Source organism: Niabella beijingensis, assembly GCF_020034665.1.
Taxonomy (GTDB): Bacteria; Bacteroidota; Bacteroidia; order Chitinophagales; family Chitinophagaceae; genus Niabella; species Niabella beijingensis.
Genome location: NZ_JAIQDI010000002.1, coordinates 1,131,611 through 1,155,562 on the forward strand (window position 1 = coordinate 1,131,611; position 23,952 = coordinate 1,155,562).

The following is a 23,952-nucleotide window of genomic DNA, read 5'->3' on the forward strand; positions in this document are numbered from 1 at the left end:
ACTATAAACTGAAAAAATTTATGCGGCAGTTCAATGCTTCTATAAAGAAAATTGTTGTTGTTTTTATCGCCCTGATCACAAGCTGTATAGGTTTTGCTCAAACGGATCATCTGCTTAAAGGTAAAGTGGTGGATGAATATGGTCATCCTGTTCCGGATATCAGGGTCTGCGAAAAGGGAACGGATAATTTTGTATGGAGTAACGGGGAAGGATCGTTTGAAATAAAAACGGCAGCCGCGGCTTCGCTTGTTTTTTCCGGTGCAGGCACCGATGTGGTTTATTATAAGCCAAAACACGGTCAGATGAATATCGTGATGCAGGTAAGGAAAAGCTATTTAACCCGCGCGGACAGCATCGATGTACTCTATGAAAGTAAGAAGGCGGATCTGTCTCTTGCATCCGTTGCCACTGTTTATACCCCGCAGGTAGCTACAACGCCTGCCACACTGTACCCCTACGCGCTTACCGGAAGATTACCGGGACTGTATACCGAACAGCTAAGAGGGTTCCGGACCTTTTCGGGGACTGCAGACGCTAATTCTACAAAAGACCTGGCGGGAACCCTGGCAAGAACAGGACTGGCGCCTTTTAGTGATAATAATGAACTGTCGCTGAAATTGAGAGGCCAGAACCCGGTGGTAGTGGTGGATGGCATCCAGCGGAATATTTTTTCACTGGATCCCGAAAGCATCGAAAGTATCTCGGTTTTAAAAGACGGCCTGTCTGCCATTGCACTGGGGCAGCGAAGCTCCAACGGCGTATTGCTGGTAACCACAAAGAAACCAAAACCAGGACCGCCCCAACTTTCTTTTACTGCTGAAGTGGGCTCGCAGGAGCCCCTGAAACTTCCGAAGCCGGTAAGTGCATTTGATTATGCCTACCTGGTGAATGAGGCCCTGTCGAATGAGGGCAGGAAAACCCTGTATACGGTTACCGATCTGGAAGGGTTTAAAAATGGCAACAATCCCTATCAATACCCGGATGTAAACTGGTACGACCTGGTGTTAAAAAAGAATGCTCCCCTGTACCGGTATAATTTAAACCTCGGCGGCGGAGGAGGAGTGGCCAGGTATATGGTTTCCTTAAATTATACCAACCAGGAAGGATTGCTGAATACACAGAACCCCGACGCCAGAATGCAGCTTCAGCGCTATCTGATCAATTCGAAAGTGGATATTGATGTCACCCGGTACTTCAGTATCGGCGTGCAGTTGTTTGGCCGCATACAGGATGGGAATCAGCCGGGAGCAACAACGGGCGCTATCCTGGATAATTTATTGAGAACTCCGGGCAATGCTTATCCTGTTTACAATCCGGACGGATCCTATGGCGGGAATAATTCCTTTCAGACCAACCTGAAATCCATGTTGGATGAATCCGGGTATATGATGAACAATGACCGGGATATCATGGCCAATGTGGATATGAAATACAATTTTGACGCATGGATAAAAGGATTGTGGGCAAAGGTAAAAGGCAATATCGCAGTACAATCAGCCACCCTGACCGACAGGGGGATGCGGGTGCCGGTATTTCTGATGCAGGTAAGCGACAACGGCGATACCACCTATGCCCGCTACGGTGATGTGAATGCGCAGCGGAATGATTTTTATACCATCTCAAACGCCCGGTACTGGTATGCGCAGGGAGAACTCGGCTATTCAAAAGCGCTGCCGTCCGGTCATTCATTTACCGGTTCGCTGATGGCGGATACACGACGTACCACGCTCAACTTTGATATGCCCGGCACTGCAACCAATTATATGGCAAAAGGCCAGTACGATTACCAGCAAAAATATATGCTGGAAGCTGCGGTTAACTACAGCGGCTACGACTGGTATCCGCCGGGTCACCAGTACGGCCTTTTTTATGCGACGGGTGCGGGATGGAATATGGCTAAAGAACGTTTCATAAAAGATGGTGCTGCCTGGATCGATCTTTTGAAACTGAGAGCCACGTTTGCTCATACAGGAAACGGGATTGACAATTCAGGATACTTTATCTGGAGACAGACCTATGCGGCAAACGAGAGCCAGACCGGTATTGCGGGAATTGATCATATAAGGGCACAGCAGGCATTGGCCGAAAACGGACTGGCCAACACCCGTATCAGCTGGGAGCAGGCCAATAAGCTGAATGCCGGGCTGGATATTGCATTGTTTAAAAATCATCTGTCTGTTACGGCGGAGTATTACAGGGACGTGTATTCCGATCTTTTACAGGTCAGGGGGAAGAATATCGCATTACTGGGTGCCGGTTACCCGGTTGAAAATATTGGGAAAAATCTTTATACCGGTGGTGAACTGGCCATTTCCTTTCAGAATCATATCAGGGCCTTCAATTATTTTGTAACGGCCAACGGCTCCCTGGAAAAAACAAAAGTGCTGTTTTCAGATGAGCAGCGACGGGACTATCCATGGAATGTAAGAACAGGAATGCCGGTAGGCCAGCGGTTCGGCTATATTGCCGACGGATTGTTTCAAACAGAAGCCGAAGTAAACTCCGGTGCCGTGATCGCCGGTTATGAAGTACATCCCGGTGATATAAAGTTCAGGGACCTGAACGGCGATGGCGTGATCGATCAGTTTGATGAAACGGCAATTGGCAGCACGAAACCGCTTTTGTATTACGGACTCACTACCGGGTTCAATTATAAGGGGATCGGCTTCAGCATCCTGTTCCAGGGAGTAAAAAACCGGAACCTGTACATCGACAGCTGGGACACGGAAATTCTAAGGGCCAATGGCCAGGTGTACGGTCAGATCTATGAACAACTGCTGAACCGGTGGACACCTGAAACAGCCGCAACAGCTACCTATCCGCGGCTGAAAGCAAATGGTTCCTCTGGAGATGCCTACACACTAAGCAGCAGCACCTTCTGGATGCATTCGGGAGACTACTGGCGCATCCGGAATATCAACCTTCAATATACATTCCCTTTCCAGTGGACCTCGAAGTTTAAAGTGGCAGGTATCACGGCTTTTGTAAACGCACAAAATCTGTTTACCTGGTCGGCTTATGACCGGGTAGATCCCGAAGTACTGTATGGCGCGTACCCGATACAGCGGGTGTATAACATGGGTATTAATGTGAAATTTTAAATCAGGGCACTTTTAAAACAGAATTGTATGATAAGGAGCATTTCCTCTAAAATATTGACCGGCTGCATCCTGGTGCTGTGTTCATGTGCCAAGAATATTGAAAAAGTGCCACTGGAGCTCAATACCATCGAATATATTTTTGATAAGGACGATTCGCTGGGTGTGAATGCTGAAAAATATCTAAGCGGCATTTACGGTTCCCTGCCTAAAGGATTTAACAGGATCAGCGCTGATCTGCTGGATGCGGCAACAGATGATGCCATTTCATCGGAAACAGGAAGCAGTGATGTGTACAAACTGGCAACGGGAGGATATACGTCCTCCTCCTTTCCTGCCAGCGAAAGTGTATGGGCTAACTGTTATGCCGGTATCCGGAAGGCCAATATTTTTGTTAATAACATTGATGTGGTGCCGCTTAATAAAATGGTGGCTCCGGGTTTCCCTAAAAAAAGTGCCTATAAAGCAGAGGCCCGTTTTGTAAGAGCCTTGCTGTATTTTGAACTTTTGAAACGGTATGGTGGTATACCGCTGATGGGCAACCGGGTTGGTGCGCTGGGCGACGATGTGGAACTGCCCCGGAATTCTTTTGAGGACTGTGTGAACTATATTGTGAACGAATGCAACCAGATAAAAGACAGCTTGCGTACCATCGCTCAAACCAAAGCAACAGGAGAATACCATTCGGTTACCCGTGGCGCCTGCCTGGCATTAAAATCCCGCGTGTTATTATACGCAGCAAGCCCGCTGTTTAACGGCGGGAATACAGCACCCGGCAACGACAAGACCGGGTATGCCGCCTTTGATGCCAACCGCTGGAAGCTGGCTGCCGCTGCTGCAAAAGAATTGATTGACCGGCAGGAATATGAACTGTTCCCCGGCTTGTTCTCCGATATTTTTATTACGGTGGATGGCGCCGAAGGAAAAACAAACAGGGAGATCATATTTGTAAAAGAAGAAAGTAAGGGCACAGGGATCGAGGTAAATAATGCTCCGGTGGGTTACTCACCCGGTACGGCCAACGGGCGTACCAGTCCGACCCAGGAACTGGTAGACGCATTTCCCATGAAAAACGGGATGGCTATCAATGCTGCGGGCTCGGGCTACAATATAAGTGATCCCTATGCCAGCAGGGATCCGCGACTGGGAATGAGCATTTTTTACAACGGTCATCAATGGCTGAATACCGTTCTTGAAACATTCGAAGGAGGAAGAAGCCATCCGGGCACCCTGAACATTGAAACAAGAACGGGTTACTATATGCGAAAGTTTATGGGGGCATTTGAAGCCACAACTAACTTTTCGGATGTGTTTCACGATTTTATCCTTTTCCGCTATGCGGAAGCACTGCTGAATTTCGCGGAGGCACAGAACGAGTTCTCCGGTCCGGATGCTGCTGTGTATAAGGCGCTGACAGATATAAGGGCGCGTGCCGGTATCGATGCCGGAGAGGACAGCGGGTACGGATTGAAAGCCGGTATGACAAAAGAAGAGATGCGGCAGGCGATCCGGAACGAACGCAGGATAGAGCTTGCTTTTGAGGAGCACCGGTATTGGGACATACGACGGTGGAAGATCGCCGAAACAGCGGCGAATACACCGCTGCACGGACTGTCGATCGTAAAGGGCTCTTCCGGAAGACTGACCTACTCAACGGTGGAAGTGTTAACACCGGTATTTAAAAACCGGCAGTATTTGTATCCGATCCCTTATGATGAGGTGGTAAAAAATTCCAATATGATTCAAAACCCGGGATGGTAAATGGCACAACTACCTGCCGGCAAAAACAAATCGAACAAACTGGTTAATAGCTTTTTTATGCAGCGTACATATATATTTATTTTCTTCTTGTTTATTGGTTCCGCTTTATGGGGTCAGGAAAGAAAAATATCGGGAATGGTGCGGGACAATACAGGGCCGTTGGTTGGGGTTACTGTTGGCGTAAAAGATGCTCCCGGCGGCACCACAACCGATGAGGACGGGAAGTTCACCATCAATGCAGATAGCAGTCGTACACTGGTCTTTAGTCTGGTAGGTTATTTAACGCTCGAAATAAAGCCGGAAGGCGGGAAGGAGCTCGAAATTACCATGCAGGCAACATCCCAGGGGATGGATGAAGTAGTGGTGGTGGGGTACGGCACCAAAAAGCGGGTAACCAATACCGGTGCCACAAGTGCCATATCGGCTGATGAGATCAGGACCGTTCCCACAGCCAATGTTCAGAATGCGCTTACCGGGAAACTGCCGGGCTTCTTTTCCCAGCAGCGTTCCGGGCAGCCGGGTAAGGATGCATCGGATTTTTTCATCAGGGGTGTCAGCTCGCTCAACCCCGATGGCAATAAGCCGCTTATCATTGTGGATGATATTGAATATACCTATGAGCAGCTGGCGCAGATCAATGTAAATGAAATAGAAAATATTACCATTTTAAAGGATGCCTCCACTACGGCGGTATATGGTATCAAAGGCGCCAATGGCGTGCTGATCGTCACAACAAGAAGGGGCGTTATGGGAAGACCAAAAATAAATGCAAGGGTGGAGGGCGGTGTGCAAAGCCCGGTAACAAAATTAAAATTCCTGGATGCCTATCATAGTGTGCTGCTCGAAAACGAAGCCTATACCAACGACGGGCTCAATCCCCCCTTCTCTCAGACGGACCTGGAGCATTTCAGGACCGGGGACGATCCTTATGGCCATCCCGATGTGAATTGGTATAAGGCCATTTTTAAACCCTATTCCCTGCAAACCAACGCCAATGTGGATGCCTCCGGCGGAAATGCCATCGTGAAATATTTCGTATCCGGCGGCGCACTTGTACAAAACGGTGCACTTAAAGATTTTTCCGATCCGCGGAATGAACTGAATAATAACTATTATTTCCGCAGGTATAATTTCAGAAGTAACCTGGATATAAAGGCTTCGAAAAGTTTATCCGTGCGGTTGGATGTTACCACCCGGTTTGGTGATCTGAACCAGCCCCATGCCCAGAATATCGTAGGGGAGATCTATAATTTTAAAAAGATAAGACCTTACTCTGCACCCTTCCTGAACCCGAATGGCAGTTATGCTTACGACCGGTACAACCCGGGCAATCTCTCCACGCTCAACGCGCGTTTGGCCAACAGCGGTTACTCAAGGGATAAAAGGACCGATCTGAATATACTTTTCGGTGTAGTGGAAAAACTGGATATGATCACCAGGGGACTGTCTTTTACGGGACGTGTGGCTTATGCCAGTACGGAATCGGCTTCCCGTCATCTGTTCCGGGGCGGGCTCCTGGAAGGGTATTCTCCTCCGTCCTATTATTATAATCCTGAAGACGGCAGCTATACCCTGGATCCCAGGGGGCAATACCAGTTGTCGGGTTACACCCTTTTGGGAACGACCAACGACTATAACAAGAACCTCAACCTGCAGGCCTTCTTAAATTACGATCGCATTATTAATGACCACCACATTACATCCCTCTTGCTTTTTAACCGGCAGAGTGCTACCGATCAGAAAAATGCGGCGGTCCCGAATAAATTCCAGGGATATAGTTTTAAGATCGGGTATGATTACCGGCAGAAGTACCTGATGGACTTCAACCTGGGATATAATGGCTCCGACCGCTTTACATCGGGCAAGCGGTATGGATTCTTCCCCGCGGTTGGTGTGGGCTGGAACATTAATAAAGAACGCTTCTTTAATGTAGATCTTATCAATCTGCTGAAGATCCGCGGCTCTTATGGGGTGGTAGGTTCTGATTTTGTGGTGGGGAACCGGTACCTGTATGTACAGCAGTACGAGAAAGGCGGGGGCTATCCCTTCGGGGAAAGCAGCGCTATAGGCTATCCCTCCATTTTTGAGGGTGACCTGGGCAATGATAATGTTACCTGGGAAAAAGCCCGCAAACTGGATTTTGGGATCGACCTGAATATGTTTGATGATAAGATTTCACTGACGGTCGACTGGTTCCGGGATATACGGTACGATCAGCTGATCTCACGCGGATCCATATCCCAGCTCCTGGGTGTGGGAACTGCACGGTTCAATATGGGTAAAGTGCAGAACACGGGCTTCGACGGACAGCTGGCCTATCGCAATCATATCGGGAATTTTCAATATAATGTAACAGGTGTGTTCTCCTATGCAAAAAATAAGATCCTTTTCCAGGATGAAGCTACTCCCGCATTTCCCTGGCTGCGGAAAACAGGACACCCGATAGGGCAGACCTTCGGTTATAGCTTTCTTGGATTCTATAAGGACCAGGCAGACATTGATAACAGTCCCCGGCCGCTCATCCCCGTGCAGCCGGGCGATCTGAAGTACAAAGATCTCAATGGGGATAATGTAATCGATGAAAATGACATGGGACCTATTGGTAAACCCAATCTGCCGAATACCACGGTGGGACTGACGTTGGGAGGGAGCTACAAAGGGTTTAGTTTGAATATCCTGTTCCAGGGCTCGTTCAACTATAGCTTTTACGTTACGGGTACCGGTATAGAGCCCTTCCAGAGCCAATTTCAGCCGATACATGAGTTGAGGTGGACGCCCGGTGCAGATGATGCAAAATTCCCAAGACTGACCACCAACTCGGCGTCTGTAAACAGCCCCTCGGCATATCCGTCTGATTTCTGGCTGATCGATGCAAATTATATCCGGTTAAAAACAGTGGATATGGGGTATCAGCTTCCCGGCAGATGGCTGCCTTTTAAGATCAATAATGCAAGAATATATCTGAGCGCCTATAACCTGCTTACCTTTACCAATTACAGTCTGTATCAGCAGGACCCGGAAGTAACCAGCAATACCGCAGGAGATGCCTATATGAACCAGCGCGTGATGAATGTGGGGGTGCAGGTTGGGTTTTAATTGCATTGCGGTAACGGATTTATTGTGCGCCGGTTCGTCTTTTTAAAAGATTGCGCCCCTCCGGAATCCGTATGCCTCCGGTCATTTGGTTTAAGAACGGCTTTGAGCGCGTCTGAAAACAACCACATCCAATCGTGCTATCGGAAGTAGAACGGGGAGCTCAAAAATACCCTTATGCCACCGTTTATCCCCGACACTTTAACAAACCTGCAAAAATTAACCGGGAATTAATTTTATTCTTGACGTTCGTTATGTTAAATTCACCTCCAAAACAGCATTTATTCAGCGGAAAACGGCTGTACCATGGTCTGGTTCTTTTACCATTTCGTATCCAATGATGCAGCGGATAAAAAAATATCCGGATGATGGTATTGACGAGAGAAGGCGTTCCGCAATTGGTTAAAGTTAAAACCTGGTAATGGAACCTATTGAACAATCAGATAAACCAGTTATTTCGAAACCGATTGATAGTTTCTTTATTACTGTTTACGAAATATGCAGCTTCATCAGCCGGTTTTTCCGGGAACTGTTCCGGCGTCCTTTTGAAACGAGGGAATTCATCCGTCAGTGTTTTTATATCGGCAACAGATCACTGCCGCTGATCAGTCTTACCGGCTTTATCACCGGGCTGGTGTTCACCAAGCAATCGCGTCCTTCCCTGGCTGAATTCGGGGCCACTTCCTGGCTGCCTTCGCTGATATCGATCGCTATCGTGCGGGCGCTGGCTCCGCTGGTAACGGCGTTGATCTGTGCCGGTCGTGTAGGATCGAGTATGGGCGCCGAGCTGGCTTCTATGAAAGTTACCGAGCAGATCGATGCCATGGAAGTTTCGGCCATCAACCCGTTCAAGTACCTGGTGATGACACGGGTGCTGGCCTGCACCGTATGCCTGCCGCTGCTGATGTGTTATAACGGGATTATTGCGCTTGTTGGTGCTTTTGTAGACATTCACCTGAACGAGCAGACCAGCATGGACACGTTTGTACAGAATGCGTTTACCAATATTTCGTTCCTGGACCTCGCCGCCTCGCTGGTGAAAGCGCTGGTGTATGGGTTTACGATCGGTATTGTGAGCTGCTACCAGGGCTTTCATGCCACCCAGGGCACGGAAGGCGTTGGTAAGTCTGCCAATGTTTCGGTGGTGATTTCCATGTTCCTGATCTTTATAGAAGAGGTGATTATTGTTCAACTGGTGAATATGATACGATAACTATGAAATCTTTCATTCCCGATATCGACAGGCAGGAAACAGTGATCTCCATCAGGGGATTGCATAAATCATTCGGCAGCAATCAGGTGTTGCGCGGGGTGGACCTGGATCTGCACAGCGGTGAGAATATCGTGGTGCTGGGCCGTTCCGGAACGGGCAAGTCGGTCCTGATAAAAGTGATCGTCGGGCTGCTGTACCCTGATGCCGGCACGGTAAGTGTGCTGGGGCAGGAAGTGCCGGAACTGGGCGCCCATGCATTGCGCGACCTGCGGCTGAAAGTAGGGTTCTGCTTTCAGCACGGGGCATTATACGACAGCATGACGGTGGGCGAAAACCTGGCCTTTCCCCTGAAACGGAATGAGCCGGGCATGGGCCGTAAAGAGCGTGATAAACGCATCGAAATGGTACTGGAAGCGGTCGGGCTCGCCCATACCATCGACCAGATGCCGGCGGAACTTTCCGGCGGACAACGCAAGCGCATCGGCATCGGCCGCACACTCATACTCCGTCCCGCAATCATGTTGTATGATGAGCCCACGGCCGGTCTGGATCCTATTACCTGCACGGAGATCAATGACCTGATCAATGAAGTACAGCACCGGTTCAGGACCAGCTCCATTATTATCACACATGATCTCACCTGTGCCAAGGCGACCGGCGATACGATCGCCGTACTGAAAGAAGGACGGTTTATACGGCAGGGTAATTTTAATGAAGTGTTCAGCTCCGATGAAGTGCTGATCCGCGAATTCTATGAGTATAACTTTATTCAATAATGTATGAAAACAACTGATTCAAGAAGGGCGACTACCGTAGGCATCTTTATCATCCTGGGACTGCTCATTTTTGCCGCGGCCATCCTGTTTTTAGGAGGGCAAAAGAAGGCCTTCATACAGTCCGTACAGGTAAAAGCCATCTTTCATGATGTGGGCGGCCTTTCAAAAGGCAATAATATCTGGTACTCAGGTGTAAAGGTGGGTACGATCAAAAAGATCACGTTCGTGGATCACAGCCGGATCGAAGTGCTGATGAATATTGACAAGAATGCCCGTCCGTTTATTCACAAAGATGTAAAGGCCCGGATCAGCGCCGACGGGCTGGTGGGCAATAAGATCATTGCCCTGGATGGGGGAACCGCCCAAACCGCACCCATTGAAGATGGCGATGTGATCCTTGTGGAAGCCAGCATCAGTACCGATGAGATCATGAATACGCTTCAGGTTAACAATAAAAACCTGGTTACGATCACCGGCGATCTTAAATCTATTATGGAAAACCTGGCCGCCGGAAGGGGCACGCTGGGCAAGTTGATGAAAGATTCTTCCGTTTACGAGCAGCTGGACCGCACCCTGGCCATCCTGAACAAAACGGCGGGCAATACCCAGCAGTTCACAAAAGACCTCACCGGGTATACGGCCCGGTTACAAACCCCCGGAGTGCTGGCCAACGACCTGGTAAGCGATACTGTCGTATTCAGCAGACTCAGAAATACGGCCACTCAATTACAGGAAGTAGCGACCCAGGCAAGCCAGGTGGCTCACGATCTTCAGTCGGTAAGCACGGATGTAAAGGGACGCCTCAGCAGCAATGAATCACCTGCCGGTGTGTTGCTCAGCGATTCCGCCACAGCCCATCAATTGCAGCAGACCATCCGGAACCTGGAAAGCAGTACGGGCAAGCTGGACGAAAATATGGAAGCGGTACGCCATAATTTCCTGTTCCGGGGTTATTTCAGAAGGCAGGAAAAACAACGGAGGAAAGAAGAAAAGAAACAACAAAAAGAACTGCAAAAGCAATAGCGATAAGAAGAACCGCCGGATGCCTGTTGAACAGGACCGTTCCGGCACTCAACACCGTCTATTTCTTCTTAATTGCAGCAGCTACTTCTATCGGCAGGTCCGATTCAAGGATATCAGCCCCTTCGGAAAAAATCGCACGGTAACCGCCGGCACGTTCTGCTTCATCTGTTAATTTATCTGTTGTGGGCGCAGCAGAGATCATACACATGACGCCTTTGCCGTGGAGTAATTTCAAAAGCTCCCTGTTTTCAGGAGTGAATTTGGGACCGATATAAGCGATCATATTTTTCCAGGGAATACCTGCGGCTTCATAGGCATCAAAAGATTTTTTTGAAAGAATGTGTACCGAGAAAATGCTTTCGGGGTTCTGATCCAGGTAGAACCGTGCCTGTTCCGGACTGTGAATCGTAAGCATCACCAGCGGGTTTCCGCTTTCCCGGATGATTTTAGCAATGGTTTCAAAAGCCACGCCCTTGTTATCCAGGTTGAGAATGGTTTTGCCTTTACTCCATTTAATGGCATCCATCAGTGTCGGGATCCGGGCAGCCGTAACATTCCCATCCCTGTCTTTTAAACGCAGCTGCTGCAATTCAGCAAAAGTATGATCGGAGATGTTCCCTTTGCCGGTAGTGACCCGGTCCAGTGTGGCATCATGCAACAGCACTACCACGCTGTCTTTGGTCATGCGCGGGTCTACTTCATAGAAGGCCTCCGTATATTTCAGGGTGTTTTCAAATGTCTCGATGGAGTTCTCCGGAAAACCTTTTGTGATGCCACCCCGGTGACCGCTGATGATCTGTTTGTTCTTTCCTTTATAATGAAAAAATGACTGCGCCTGTTTTAAGGTATTCATTTTATATACCCGTAAAGCAGGGGACTGGGCCGAGAGGTTTCCGATTGCCGCGATCCCGATAAGACAGCCCGTTATAAAATATTGTTTCATTTGTTCCGTTTTTATTTTTTAAATGTGCTGTTGATTGTTAATGTGTTCAGCTCGTCCCCTTGTTGCTATCAAAGACAGGATAAAAGATATGCATTTATCTATAAATAATAATGGACCGGCTGAAACAGCGGTGCGGTTTCAACGCCGGCCCATCGTTATTATCAGAAGAACCTTCGTATTTTAGTTGGCAAGGTAATTCCGTAATTCCCCGTTGTACTCTGCATAGTTCCAGCGCACCATATCCGCTTTTCCGTCACCTGTGATATCCGTGAAAAACAGATCGGTATTAACACTCTGGGAGGTACCCCTCAGCGAGTAAATCGGACCTTTAAATTCCGTGTCTGAATAGTAGATTTTCGGCTTGCCTAAATAGGCGCTATTTCTCCAGTATATTTTATCGGCCCTGCCGTCGCCGTTCACATCCGCAAAATGAAATACCGTGGAAGCCACGCCGCTGGAGGCTCCCGAGTCGCTAAATGCCGGAGAGGCCGTAAAGCTGCCATCGCCATCTGAAAGGTATACCATCACCTTGCCGGAGTTGAGCGAAGGATGCCAGAGCGCTTTATCCGCTTTGCCATCACCGTTTATATCGGCATACCAGAACTGAGTGCCTGCTGTTGTACTGGAGCCGGTGGCTTCTGATACCACGGTCGGACTAAAATTACCGCCGGATGTAGCCAGGTAAACACGGGTATTGCCTCCGTCAAATGTGGCATTCCAGTATATTTTATCCGCTTTTCCATCGCCGTTCACATCTGCAAAATTGTATATCGTGGCGGCGCTTCCACTGGTGCCTTCAGGGTTGTTTATGGCAGTTGCACTGAAATTCCCGTTGGAAGTAGCCAGGAATACTTTTGTGCGGCCGGAGTTCTGAGTGGGATCCCAGACGATCTCGTCATCCTTTCCGTCACCGTTCACATCGGCATAATAATATCTGGTGGTGGCCAGCGTGGATGCACCGGCAGAATGAGGAACTACCGGTGTGGCAAATGTACCATCCCCATTGGATAAATATACCCGGGGATTGCCGCTGTCGAAGGTCGGGTTCCAGTAGATCTTATCCTTTTTGCCATCGCCGTTAATGTCTCCAAAGGAATATACAGTGCTTGCATTACCGCTGATGCCAACATTGTCCGTAACGGCAGCGCCGAACAGCGCAGGCATGTAGGTCGTCATAATGGGCCAGTGATCAGAGGCCCAGTTACCGTCAAACTTGGTTTTGATAATGGTGGAGCCCGTAAACGCCATGTCCCTGGTGCTGGTTATCCAGTCGATTTTTTTTATTCCGGTATCGCCCCATCCATGGTAGGTGTCGCCTTCCTCGTTCAGCGCATCCACCACACTGCGCCCGGTTTTGAGGATTTCGATTTCGGTGGAGCCGGGTTCGGCATTTAAGTCGCCAAATACGATCTCCGGAAGATTTTGTGTGTTGTGCTGCTCAATGGCATCTACCCAGGTGTTGGCCCCCTGGATCCGGATGTCCTGGCCGTTGTAGTACCAGTGGCTGTTCGTTACAAAGTATTTTTTGGAAGTGATCTGGTCCTGCAGGATCACCCAGGTAGCGGAGTTGACAACCTCCTCATTGCTGGGCAGCATTACCGTACCGCTGTCGAGCAGACTGAAACGGTTTACCTTAAAGAAAATGGACTTCGGTACGGTTACGGCAGCATTCCGGGCAAAATATCCGGTGTAACCCAACAGCGCGATAGAATCCCTGAAGCGCGGTTGGAATGCATTGCCGGAAAATTCCTGCAGACCAAAAATATCCGGCGAATTGCTTCGAATAATCTGGACCATGTAGGGGAGCCGCTGGAAAATATCCTGCGGATCATTCACCCCATTGTGTTTGATGTTAAAGGACATGACCTTGAAGGGATTGTTGCTGGCCAGCGACAAGGGCAGGTTACCGGTTGATGCGGATCCGGGAGCAGGGGATTTTTCTTCCTGACTTGTCAACTGATACTTCTTGCATCCTGCAAAGATGCATGTCAGAACGAGACACAGCAGGAACTGTTTAAGCGTTAAGTTTGTTTTGTTCATGTTGATGTGGTTTAAGTATGAATTTTAATACGAAAAGCAAAAGCATTACATGAGATCGTTATACACTGCTTTACATCCGGCAGCAGGTGCATCTTAAGGCCGGCCTTGCCCTGTCACTTTTTTATTTCAATTACGGTGACAGCAAAAGGTTTAACCTGCAAGGTATTGGTCTTGAGTGTGGCATGAGCGATGGGCTGGTCGCCGGTATCCACGTCCACCGTTTGCAATGTGGCACCTTCCATTGCAGGAAGTTTAAGGTGGATCTCTTTATTCGTTTTATTAACGAGCAGCAGTTTTTTACCGCTTGCCGTAATAAATGCCTGGGCCATAATTTCAGGATGATTCGCGTTTGCGGCGCAAAGGGTATCACCCGGTCCGAAATTATCTTTGATCAGCTTCAGTACCCAGTATCTTGAATTGGGGTTGCCGGTTTTCCAGTTGATCATCGTTACATCCGGAAACTGGGTGGGATAGCCTACCAGCTGTGATTCGCCGGCTACATCAATACCTATTTTACTAAGCTCCACAAAAAGATAGGCAAACAGGGCGCCCGACAGATTCCAGTATTCGTCGGGGATCACGCCTTTATAATCCCTGTTTTCCAGGATGGTGCCGATTTCATTAATATGGGTAAACGTATTTGGCGCCAGACGCTTGCGGATATTTTCAATGTAGCGTACCCGATCGAGAAAACCATTGGCCTGATCAAAAAAAGAATACTGGTAGCTATCGATCCGTTGATCAGCTGCAGCCGGACGTCCGTAGAAATGATAGGAAATGCCATCCAGCGGAACACCTGGTTGATGATTGGCCGGGTTGAGGAAATACTCGAACCATTGCGGATCGGTTTCCAGGGCGACTGAAATGCCGACGAACTTTGTTTCGGGTGCTATTTTTTTTAGTTCCAGAACAACCGCATCATAAATCCTGGTGTACAACTGTGGCGACATCCGGTGCTCCAGGTCGGGCTCGTTTAAAACTTCCCAGTAAGGAAATTTATAATAGTGCCCGGATTTATGAAACCTGCCCAGCTCATCGGTAAAACCGCCTTTGGTATACCAGCTGAATATCCGTGCAAAATAACCGGCAACTTCCTTGCCCGTGGAATCACGGAGTTCCCTGCCCTGGTTGTATCCCCAAAAGGGGAGGTCGGGATCGGCAGGGTATTGCACCGGTGCAGGTGTTCTGAACATCCATACCGGTATTGTACTGAAATTAATTACAGGTGGATGGCCTTTGGTCGCCTCCATAAAATCAGCAAGGGGCGGATCTGCATATTGAAAATCCCAGAAGGTCTCGGTGGTGGTGGGTGCTTTCAATGCTGCAACGGCTGCTTTGGGGTAGGGGAACCAGGGTACATAACGCACATAATCGGCCCCCATATTTTTTAAAGCATCAAAGGCGGCTTTATGTATCGGGGCATTGGCCCGCAACATCGGGTTGTAGACCACCTGAAGTGTAGGTACGGTTTTGGAAACCGTAAGGACCTGATTCCAGTTGATGGTCAGCTCTTTTTCCTGGGCGGCAGGTTTTTTAAAAGGAATACATACCAGCGCCAGGCAATACGCAATCTTTAATTTTCTGTACATTTTAAAAATATCTGGTGAGCAAAAAGGGGATATGGCACCCCTGATAATAAAAAACGGTTTAATTGGGATATCCCGGGTTTTGCGTCAGATCAGGGTTTAATCCGCGCTCCGGCTGTGGAATCGGAAGCAGGAATTTATAAGACTGAATATCGAACGCAGTTGGCGATAATAAAGGATAGGTGGCTTTTGCCTTAGCGGCATAAGCCTGCATAATGGCCAGGCCTTTCGGATTGCGCTGCAAATCATTAAAACGCTTGTTTTCAAAAGCCAGTTCCACTCTTCTTTCATGAAAAATAATGTCCCGCAATACCTCTTTGTCGGTTTCTGTAATATTGCCCAGCCCCGCCCGGTTTCTTACGGCATTTAAAGGAACCAGGGGCGACTTACCCTGTTCATTCAATGCCTCTGCCAGTAATAGCAGCGCTTCTGCATACCGGTAGATCGGCCAGTTGGAGCTGGAACTGCCCTCTATAATGAAGGGAAGATCGAGGTATTTTTTTATGTAAGGCTGACCCACTTTTCCGGGAGCGGGCGTGTAGTTTACCACGCTTTTATTCGCAGACAATGTCATCACGTAGCTGTCATCATAAGTGCCTTCCGCAACAGCTATAGAGGCTTCAAGACGTGCGTCGCCGGGTTCATAGCTGTCGATCAGGTCCTGTACCGGTTTGTTCCAGCCGCCGGTACTGACCGTATTGCTAGAGGTTTTGGGGTCACCTGTGATCAGCGTGGTATTGGCCGTTTTGGGAAGGAAGGATTTGGGGAAGGTGTTCGGCTGACTGCCGTTGCCGGTGAGGGTCTGATACTGCACATCAAACAGGGATTCTTCTTTGTTTTTATTGACCGGTTTGAAGGCATCGCCATAACTGGCAGTTAATTTATATCCCATTGCAGGCAGCGTATTTAATAAGGTTTCTGCCTCTTCGTATCTTTTTAAGGTGACATATACATCCGCCAGCAATACCGTTGCAGCGCCTTTGGTGGCTTCCCCGGTTTGCGGAAATTTCGAAGGTGGCTTTAGTTCTGCGATCGCATCCTTGCAGTCCGCAATGATCTGTGTATATACCTGCTCTGCACCTGAACGGGGTAAAAAGGCTTCATCTGCCTTGGTTACTTCCTTAAGGTACAAGGGCACGTCACCAAATAAGCGCACCAGCTTGTAGTAATTGAGCGCCCGGATAAATTTGGCCTGTCCATCTGCCTTTTGTTTGCCGGCATCCGTGGCGCTTTTTGCTAACGGAATGCGCCCGATAAGAATATTGGCCCTGGAGATACCGGTATAGCTGTGGAAATAGATGGCATTGATGTAGTCATTGGTGCCGTCGTTGTTCCAGTCGGCCCCGCTTTCCCGGAATACATTTGCCGATCCGCGGTTATTGGGGGAGGGCTGGTAGTGGGTATTGTCCGCATGCATTTCCGATGCAAAAAAATCGTTTAGCAGCACATCGCGCAGGGGCACATAGGCCGCAATTGCAGCCGACTGCAACTGCGCATCCGTTTGAAAAAAGTTTACCTGGGGTAAGGAGTCTTCCGGTAATAAAGAAATAAAATCTTTTTTGCAGGCGGTTGTGATCAGCGTAAGGGAAACAAGTAATATATATGTCTTTTTCATGTTCGTATTATTTAAAAGTAGAGGTGAAGCCAATGGAGAATGTTCTTGGTACCGGGTAGGCATTTTCATCCACACCAAGGCCGGTGGCAGCATCGCCGCCCGACAGGGAGATTTCAGGATTATAGCCGGAATAGCCCGTGATGATAAATGCCTGCTGAACGGAAGCATATACCCGGAGATTTCTAAGCACCATATTGTTCTTAAGATTGAACTGATATCCCAGGGCAATGTTCTTTGCGGTGAGGTAGGTGCCGTCCTCGATCCATTGAGAGTTTACCGAGCGGCCGATCGCGGTGGTATTGATGAGGGTTCGCGGATACACCCCTGAACCGGGATTTTCCGGTGAGCGCCAGCGGTCCGCCACAGCGGCCAGCGGCACCCTGGAGCCATCCATATTGGTTAAATAAGCCCATTTACTTGCCGCCAGGATATCACCGCCCACTTGTCCGGCCATCGTAATGCTCAGGTCAAAATTTTTATAGCTGAAGCTGTTGGTAAGACCAAAAGTAAAGTCGGGGGTAGGGTCGCCGATGAAGGTTCTGTCGTTCACATCATCAATCACGCCATCACCGTTGATGTCCTTCATCTTCAGCGTACCCACGGCGGAGTAGTTGGAGCCAGAGGTGTATTTCGCTGAATTGGCCAGGTCCGCCTCGTCTTTATACAAACCAAGGTGTACAAATCCGTAAAATTCTCCGAGACGATGACCGATCTGGTTCCTGTAGTAATCGGATAAAATTCCCGTATTTCTGCGGATATAGCCCGGATCGACCAGATTTTTGATCAGGTTTCTTTCGAAAGAAACATTTGCATTGGTTGTCCACTTCAGCTTGCCTACGGTATTCAGGGTCGTGACCGTTAATTCATGTCCCCAGAATTCGAACTGACCGATATTGAACTGGATATTGGCGAACCCGGAAGCTCTTGGGATCGCTCTGTTCTGTATCAGACCGTCCGACATCTTGTGGTAATAGCCATAGGTAAATGCGATCCGGTTATTCAGGAGTTCAATGTCGATGCCCAGATCCAGTTGTTTGTTCCGCTCCCAGGCCAGTTCCGGATTCCCGAGCGTTCCGATCGTTTGTACCTGTACCGGTGCACCGTCAATGATATAGTTGTACTTATTTAACGAGGAGATGGCGGTAAAGTTCCCAAAATCATTATTGCCGGTGATGCCATAGCTGGCCCGCAGCTTCAGGAAATTTATGACCGGAAGGCGTTCCATGAATTTCTCATCGCTGATGATCCAGCCGGCTGATACCGCGGGAAACCAGCCATACTTGCGGTCGGTGCCAAATCGCGAAGACCCGTCGCGCCGTACCGATCCCTGCAACAGGTATTTTCTTTTATAATTATAATTCAGTCTTCCGATTTCAGACAGCATGGAGTATTGCGTCATATTACTCGAAGCGGAAGTGATCTCTGAGGCGGCGCTGATATAACGGACCTCGTCTGTAGGAAAGCCGGTCGCATTAATGGAATTACTTTCCTCCTTGAATTTCTGTACCGCGTAACCTGCCAGCGCTTCCACATGATGATCTTCCTTAAAGGTTTTCTGATAGTTTACAAAAGCCTCTCCGGTATAGGAATAATTGTCTACGGATGAGCTGATCGCCGTTGACCGTGTGGGGAGGTTAGTGGAGGTGTTTACCGCCACCTGCGGCAGGTACTGGCTTCGTGTTTCCGCACCTTTATCAACACCCAGGTTCATCTTCAGTACCAGCCCCGGTAACAGGGTATAATTCGCATACGCATTACCCAGGATGCGGGTGGTCTTGTAATCATCCTGGCTTTCTTTTACCCGGGCCAGGGGGTTTACATAGGACGTCATACCGGGCGAAAAAGCGCCGATCCGGTAACTGCCGTCGTCGTTATAAGGACTTAAGATGGGACTTGATTCCAGGATCTTTGCATAATAGCCTTCGATACCATCCGACGGAAGCCGGTTGTTGTGGTCCATCCGGTAACTGGGTGCCAGGTTGAAACCGATCTTCAGTTTATTATTGCTCAATGTGAGATCGTGGTTTATCCGGAGTGAAATCAGCTTGGAACCGGTATTAATCACCACGCCCTGCTGTTCTTCGTATCCCGCAATAACTGCTGACGATGATTTTTCCCTGGCTGAAAGCAGGCTCACGCTGTAGCTCTGGATGGGTGCAGTCCTTGTCAGCAGGTCGTGCCAGTCGGTTCCTTTCCCATAACGCGTTACATCGCCCTGGTATTCCGCCGGTATCAAGGCGGGATTGAAATTTTCATATTTTACTTTATCCTCAAAACGCTCCTGCATAAACCGCGCCCATTCGGTTCCGTTCATGGTCTTTGGAATGCGGTTCTGCATCAGTTTCTGCAAACCAAAATTGGCGCTGAAGTCGATCTTGTTGCTGCCGGCTTTTGCATGCTTTGTGGTGATCAGGACGACGCCGTTGGCTGCACGCGAACCATACAACGCTGTTGCCGAAGCATCTTTCAGGATACTGAAGGATTCGATTTCATCCGGGTTAATATTGTTGATACTTCCTGTGATCGGCATACCATCGATCACGAATAAGGGCTGATAGCCCGTAGTAAGCGAAGCGGCACCCCGTATCCGGAAGGAAACCCCTCTGCCGGGCTGACCGCTGCTCTGCATCACGTTCACACCTGCTACCTTGCCCTGCAGCTGCTGGCCAAACTGCATCACCGGCATGTCCTCCAGCGATTTTGCTTCCACGGTTGCCACCGAGCCGGTAATCTCCCGGCGCGACTGCTTACCATAACTGACCACTACTTCATCCATCTGGGTAATGCCGGCCATATTGAAATCGATCGTTACCGACTGAGCCGCCGTTACCGTCACTGTTCGCTCCATATCCTGAAAACCTGTGTATGACACTTTTAGGCTATAGGAGCCCGGAGCTACATTGAAAGAATAATTACCATTTGCATCTGTTTTGGTTCCGGCGCCCGTACCGGAAATGATAACGGATGCTGCCGCCAGGGGCCCGGACTGATCGGTGATCCGCCCTTTGATAGTACTGGTCTTCTCTTGTGAGAAGGCAAAATTTGTAAACAGGAGGAGGGTCACAACCAGGTGGCAGAGCTTGTGCCCTTGGCATGCATTGTAGAATCGTTTTCTCATAATTGTGTTGTTCTTTATCCTAAAATTACTTTAAACGACTCACCAACTATCCTGTTCCGTCATGTTTTTAAACTATTCGTAATTTAATTAAATTGATTTTAAACATTTTATAATAATAAAAATTAATAAAAAATAATAAAATTAAAGATTATTTAATGTTGAGTTAACCCGGAAATCTGGAAAAACCGGCCCGGATCCTGCCCGGGACGACATAGGATGGAACATTTTTGTAATCGGAAAAGAGAGGAGTTCGCGTTGTTATTTCTTTATAAAAGCAATACGTGCGGCTGATCACCAGCAGATAGGTTGTACAGGCGCTAAACTGCTGCTGCAATTGTACCCGGCAACACCTTCCCTGGTCGACTTGCAGAAGACACGAAACTGAGAGGGTGCACTTCCGGCGGTATCTTCGAAAACGACGGCATCAGAATAATGGAGAGGAGCAATGATTGTCTGTCAACGAAGATGAACAACAGCATACTTCCAATACCAGGCATTGATGAAGACAGCTAACCGTGTGTTTACTGCGGATACCGGTAAGTGTTTTTAAAGATGGATCGGCTCATTGGTTTGCAGGAGCAGGGACAAAGGTGAACATCCATTTTACCGGGTTCTCCCAGTTTTTTCCTCTAAGGGTGCTTACAGGGGCTTTAATTAATACCTTGTTCCAGCCTTTTTTTAAGTAGAGGACGGTGGGCGGGCGGTAGGAATACCCTTCGTCTATTAAGGGTATTTCCGGGTTGCCTTTTTCCCCGCCGCGTTTCCAGTGTGGTGGTGCCACGGGTTGCCCGTTTACCCAAACCCTGCTTTCCTTATCATCCCATTTACCAACAGGCGGACTATCGGTAGCGGGTGACCGGGACAGATCATTGAACCCGATCCAGAATTTTTTTGGCCCGGCTTTATCGCACCAGATTTTAGTGGTGGCATAAATAGTGGTGCTATCCTTTGGGTGCCCGATGGCTCCTTCTATTAACGGTGCCCACCAATGTCTTAAAATAATGGTGCCGCCCACAATTTGCTTAACAGGATGAAGTGTTGATGACCAGCCTGAGGACAGTTCCGGCTCGAATTTTTTTGACAGATCGCCGCGGTTATCGTAGGGGCCGTAAAGATCCCAGACAATCGACTGTTGCTTTGCATACGGAAAATCCTTTTCCGGGAAATAGACCCGTTTATGCGCAAGCAGAATATTCTCAAACCTGCTGAAAGCGGTTACCCGTTCTTCTCCGGGTGTACCTATATTGGATTGCCATTTTTCAATTCCGCCTCCCTTCCAAACGCGCTCTGCAAAGGAGAGCAATCCGGGGTATACAGCATTCATTTTAAAAGCATCCGTTTCCTGTTCCAGTCTTCTGTCTGGCCAAAGGCAAAGTAGTGCCCCTTTTATATTTTTGTCTTCTCTGGGAACATCTCCGATCTGTCTGTAAAAAATAGTGGTAACCGTTTCCAGCGGATCCATATGATTCAGGTACAGGTGCCGGGAATCGACAAACTGAAATCCTTTTGTGGTATCCAATGGCTCACGCATCCACATCTGCCGAATGGTATGGTCGCCAATATTACCGCCCGGGCTCCATCCTACGGTTTTAACCCCTTTCTGTTCCAGCAATGTCGTTACCTCCGGCAGGAAATGGTTGTTGGTGATCTTTACTTCATCACCGCCCACATGAAAATACTCGGGATGATAAGTATCCAAAAATTCGCTCAGCAACTCTTTTACTATTTTTATTCCGGCTTCCGACTGCATGGTAGTTCCGAATGCGCGCGTAAAGGCAGCGCTGTGGCCCGGCATGTCTATTTCCGGGAGGAACAGGATCTGCCGCTCTTTGCAATACTGCATCAGCTCTTTTATATCAGCTTCAGCATAAAATGCTCCCGGATTGCGGAGCATATTAATAGCTGCGTTCAACTGCGGATATTTCTTACTTTCAAAGCGCCAGGCAATATCCTCCGTGGCGTGGAAATGAAATACATTCAGTTTATAACGGGCCATCACATCGATCTGTTCTTTTAGCTTGTTCACCGACTGATAGTTCCGGCCCACGTCCACCACGTAACCCCTCCAGGAGAAAGCCGGTGTATCCTCTATGGAACAATAAGGAAGGGCGCGGTTGAAGTCCATCAGTTGCAAAAGTGTTTGCACTCCATAGAAAAAGCCGGGAGCTGATGCGGCAGTAATGGTTACACCCCCGGCGTCAATCTTTAGCCGGTATGCTTCTTTGTTTAAAAGGGTGCGGTCTTCAATAAAGTAGATCCCTTTTCCGTTTTGCATGGAGCCTGTATTGTGCAACACTATGTTCCTGTTGGCAAACTGTTTTTGGATGTAAGCCTGCAACATCTTCCGATCTGCCGTACCAACGTGCAGGAATTTTAGCTGATGCGGTTCCAGGCTTCCCTGATGTATACGGACTTTCTGCGGTCCGGGAATAATATCTAAAGAAGACTGCGCCCCAACCACAGCAGCGAAGGCTGTCATGACGAAAAAGAACAGCAAACGGGGTATCATTTTTTTAAATAGTTATGGAGTAAGCGATAGCAATACCATTCCTGACGGGGCAGGTGGAACGGCCCTTTAAAGAGATTGCCTTTGGCCGTTTGTGCGATGCTTCCGTCCCGGTGCAGATAACCAAACCATTCGCCATGCTCTTTGTCTGAAAAATGATCATAGGCATAACGATGCACCAGCTCATGCCATTGCCGGTATTTTTCATTGCCGGTAATGATATATGCCAACAAGGTGGCAATGATGGCCTCATTGTGCGGCCACCAGAATTTCATGTCCTGCCAGTATTCCTGTACGGGCTTATCATAAACATCCCTGAAATAGAAAATGCCGCCATATTCCTTATCCCAGCCCCGTTCCCACATATAATCCAGCATACGGCAGCCCAGTTGGATCAATTGCGGATCATTGTTCCGGTAGACCGCCTCATGTAAAATAAACCAGGCTCCTTCAATGGCATGCCCGGGATTCAGGGTCCTCCCGTCGATATGATCGATAATGGAACCATCGGGGGCCACCTGTTCCATTACACAACGGATACCATCCTTTACAAAACAGGCTTCAATTTCTTTGATGCACTGATCAATATATGTATCACAACGCTCGTCCCCAATGATTTCCCTGAGTTGCTGTGCGGTATTCATCAGGATCATGGGCACTCCGATGCCTTTCGAAGGCCGCGTAGCTGTAAATTTGGAAGGCAGTTGCTTTTCTCCGGATGCATATTGCATGCAGGTGCCGAATAGTTCGCGGGCTTTCGCTGCGATGGTTTCATCGCCGGAGGCTGCTGCATAGGCTGCAAAGGCAATAACTGCAAAGGTCTCGGAAAAGAAATAGCGACGCTTGCGAAGGGGCCGTCCCTCACGGGTTACATGAAAGAACATTCTTCCGTCGGTGTCAAAGCAATGGTTTAAAAGAAAATCGATACCGGCTTTCGCTCCCTGCAACCATTCTTCTCTTTTTTCTACGGTATTATACAGGGTACTGAGCAGCCAGGCAGCCCGCCCCTGGATCCAAACGGCTTTGTCATCATCTATAAGTGATCCGTCCGCGTCGCGCATCAGCAGGTATCCGCCAAAATCCATATCTACCGACCGGGGAAACCAGAACGGAAGGGTATTGGTTAAAAGCTGGTTTTTATACCAGGACTCCATTTCTTTTAAGTACAGCGTGTTCATGA

The 23,952-nt window shown here is 48.6% G+C and carries 13 protein-coding genes; 6 read left to right on the top strand and 7 right to left on the bottom strand.

Features of this window, described 5'->3' with window-relative positions; genetic code table 11:
- Positions 1 to 20 precede the first annotated feature (20 nt).
- The 6 genes from K7B07_RS20830 (at position 21) to K7B07_RS20855 (ending at position 10,964) form a co-directional block, all read left to right on the top strand.
- A complete protein-coding gene (locus K7B07_RS20830) occupies positions 21 to 3,101 on the top strand; it encodes a SusC/RagA family TonB-linked outer membrane protein (protein ID WP_223712471.1) in 3,081 nt (1,026 codons plus the stop codon).
- Between the two features lie 27 nt (positions 3,102 to 3,128).
- Entirely contained in the window at positions 3,129 to 4,859 is a 1,731-nt protein-coding gene (locus K7B07_RS20835) for a RagB/SusD family nutrient uptake outer membrane protein (protein WP_223712472.1), read from the top strand.
- A gap of 57 nt (positions 4,860 to 4,916) precedes the next feature.
- Positions 4,917 to 7,955, top strand: a complete 3,039-nt coding sequence (locus tag K7B07_RS20840) for a SusC/RagA family TonB-linked outer membrane protein (protein WP_223712473.1) — start codon at positions 4,917 to 4,919, stop codon at positions 7,953 to 7,955.
- 418 nt (positions 7,956 to 8,373) lie between these two features.
- Positions 8,374 to 9,165 (top strand): MlaE family ABC transporter permease, encoded by a 792-nt coding sequence (locus K7B07_RS20845; RefSeq protein ID WP_223712474.1) that lies wholly within the window; start codon positions 8,374 to 8,376, stop codon positions 9,163 to 9,165.
- A 2-nt stretch (positions 9,166 to 9,167) separates the two neighbouring features.
- Positions 9,168 to 9,941 (top strand): ABC transporter ATP-binding protein, encoded by a 774-nt coding sequence (locus K7B07_RS20850; protein WP_223712475.1) that lies wholly within the window; start codon positions 9,168 to 9,170, stop codon positions 9,939 to 9,941.
- Between the two features lie 3 nt (positions 9,942 to 9,944).
- A complete protein-coding gene (locus K7B07_RS20855) occupies positions 9,945 to 10,964 on the top strand; it encodes an MlaD family protein (protein ID WP_223712476.1) in 1,020 nt (339 codons plus the stop codon).
- Positions 10,965 to 11,022: 58 nt separating this feature from the next.
- Here K7B07_RS20855 and K7B07_RS20860 read toward each other — a convergent pair whose 3' ends face one another.
- The 7 genes from K7B07_RS20860 to K7B07_RS20890 form a co-directional block, all read right to left on the bottom strand.
- The gene (locus tag K7B07_RS20860) at positions 11,023 to 11,907 is read right to left on the bottom strand and encodes a glycerophosphodiester phosphodiesterase family protein (RefSeq protein WP_223712477.1); all 885 of its coding nucleotides are present in this window, start codon (positions 11,905 to 11,907) and stop codon (positions 11,023 to 11,025) included.
- Between the two features lie 180 nt (positions 11,908 to 12,087).
- Positions 12,088 to 13,947 (bottom strand): FG-GAP-like repeat-containing protein, encoded by a 1,860-nt coding sequence (locus K7B07_RS20865; protein WP_223712478.1) that lies wholly within the window; start codon positions 13,945 to 13,947, stop codon positions 12,088 to 12,090.
- Between the two features lie 113 nt (positions 13,948 to 14,060).
- A complete protein-coding gene (locus K7B07_RS20870) occupies positions 14,061 to 15,536 on the bottom strand; it encodes a glycoside hydrolase family protein (RefSeq protein WP_223712479.1) in 1,476 nt (491 codons plus the stop codon).
- Between the two features lie 58 nt (positions 15,537 to 15,594).
- Positions 15,595 to 17,148, bottom strand: a complete 1,554-nt coding sequence (locus tag K7B07_RS20875; RefSeq protein ID WP_223712480.1) for a RagB/SusD family nutrient uptake outer membrane protein — start codon at positions 17,146 to 17,148, stop codon at positions 15,595 to 15,597.
- A gap of 7 nt (positions 17,149 to 17,155) precedes the next feature.
- Positions 17,156 to 20,266: a SusC/RagA family TonB-linked outer membrane protein gene (locus K7B07_RS20880; protein WP_223712481.1), complete on the bottom strand. Its 3,111-nt coding sequence runs from the start codon at positions 20,264 to 20,266 to the stop codon at positions 17,156 to 17,158.
- A gap of 562 nt (positions 20,267 to 20,828) precedes the next feature.
- On the bottom strand, positions 20,829 to 22,775 hold the full coding sequence (locus K7B07_RS20885; protein ID WP_223712482.1) for a family 20 glycosylhydrolase: 1,947 nt from the start codon (positions 22,773 to 22,775) through the stop codon (positions 20,829 to 20,831).
- Positions 22,772 to 23,950: an AGE family epimerase/isomerase gene (locus K7B07_RS20890; protein WP_223712483.1), complete on the bottom strand. Its 1,179-nt coding sequence runs from the start codon at positions 23,948 to 23,950 to the stop codon at positions 22,772 to 22,774. The genes K7B07_RS20885 and K7B07_RS20890 overlap by 4 nt, the downstream gene beginning before the upstream one ends.
- Between the last annotated feature and the right edge of the window lie 2 nt (positions 23,951 to 23,952).

What these genes read in the sequence shown, in the direction of transcription:
- K7B07_RS20845 (WP_223712474.1), top strand. Translation starts at nt 8,374, where the DNA reads ATGGAACCTATTGAACAATCAGATAAACCAGTTATTTCGAAACCGATT.
- K7B07_RS20885 (WP_223712482.1), bottom strand. Translation starts at nt 22,775, where the DNA reads ATGATACCCCGTTTGCTGTTCTTTTTCGTCATGACAGCCTTCGCTGCT.
- K7B07_RS20850 (WP_223712475.1), top strand. Translation starts at nt 9,168, where the DNA reads ATGAAATCTTTCATTCCCGATATCGACAGGCAGGAAACAGTGATCTCC.
- K7B07_RS20835 (WP_223712472.1), top strand. Translation starts at nt 3,129, where the DNA reads ATGATAAGGAGCATTTCCTCTAAAATATTGACCGGCTGCATCCTGGTG.
- K7B07_RS20840 (WP_223712473.1), top strand. Translation starts at nt 4,917, where the DNA reads ATGCAGCGTACATATATATTTATTTTCTTCTTGTTTATTGGTTCCGCT.
- K7B07_RS20865 (WP_223712478.1), bottom strand. Translation starts at nt 13,947, where the DNA reads ATGAACAAAACAAACTTAACGCTTAAACAGTTCCTGCTGTGTCTCGTT.
- K7B07_RS20855 (WP_223712476.1), top strand. Translation starts at nt 9,945, where the DNA reads ATGAAAACAACTGATTCAAGAAGGGCGACTACCGTAGGCATCTTTATC.
- K7B07_RS20870 (WP_223712479.1), bottom strand. Translation starts at nt 15,536, where the DNA reads ATGTACAGAAAATTAAAGATTGCGTATTGCCTGGCGCTGGTATGTATT.
- K7B07_RS20890 (WP_223712483.1), bottom strand. Translation starts at nt 23,950, where the DNA reads ATGAACACGCTGTACTTAAAAGAAATGGAGTCCTGGTATAAAAACCAG.
- K7B07_RS20860 (WP_223712477.1), bottom strand. Translation starts at nt 11,907, where the DNA reads ATGAAACAATATTTTATAACGGGCTGTCTTATCGGGATCGCGGCAATC.
- K7B07_RS20875 (WP_223712480.1), bottom strand. Translation starts at nt 17,148, where the DNA reads ATGAAAAAGACATATATATTACTTGTTTCCCTTACGCTGATCACAACC.
- K7B07_RS20830 (WP_223712471.1), top strand. Translation starts at nt 21, where the DNA reads ATGCGGCAGTTCAATGCTTCTATAAAGAAAATTGTTGTTGTTTTTATC.
- K7B07_RS20880 (WP_223712481.1), bottom strand. Translation starts at nt 20,266, where the DNA reads ATGAGAAAACGATTCTACAATGCATGCCAAGGGCACAAGCTCTGCCAC.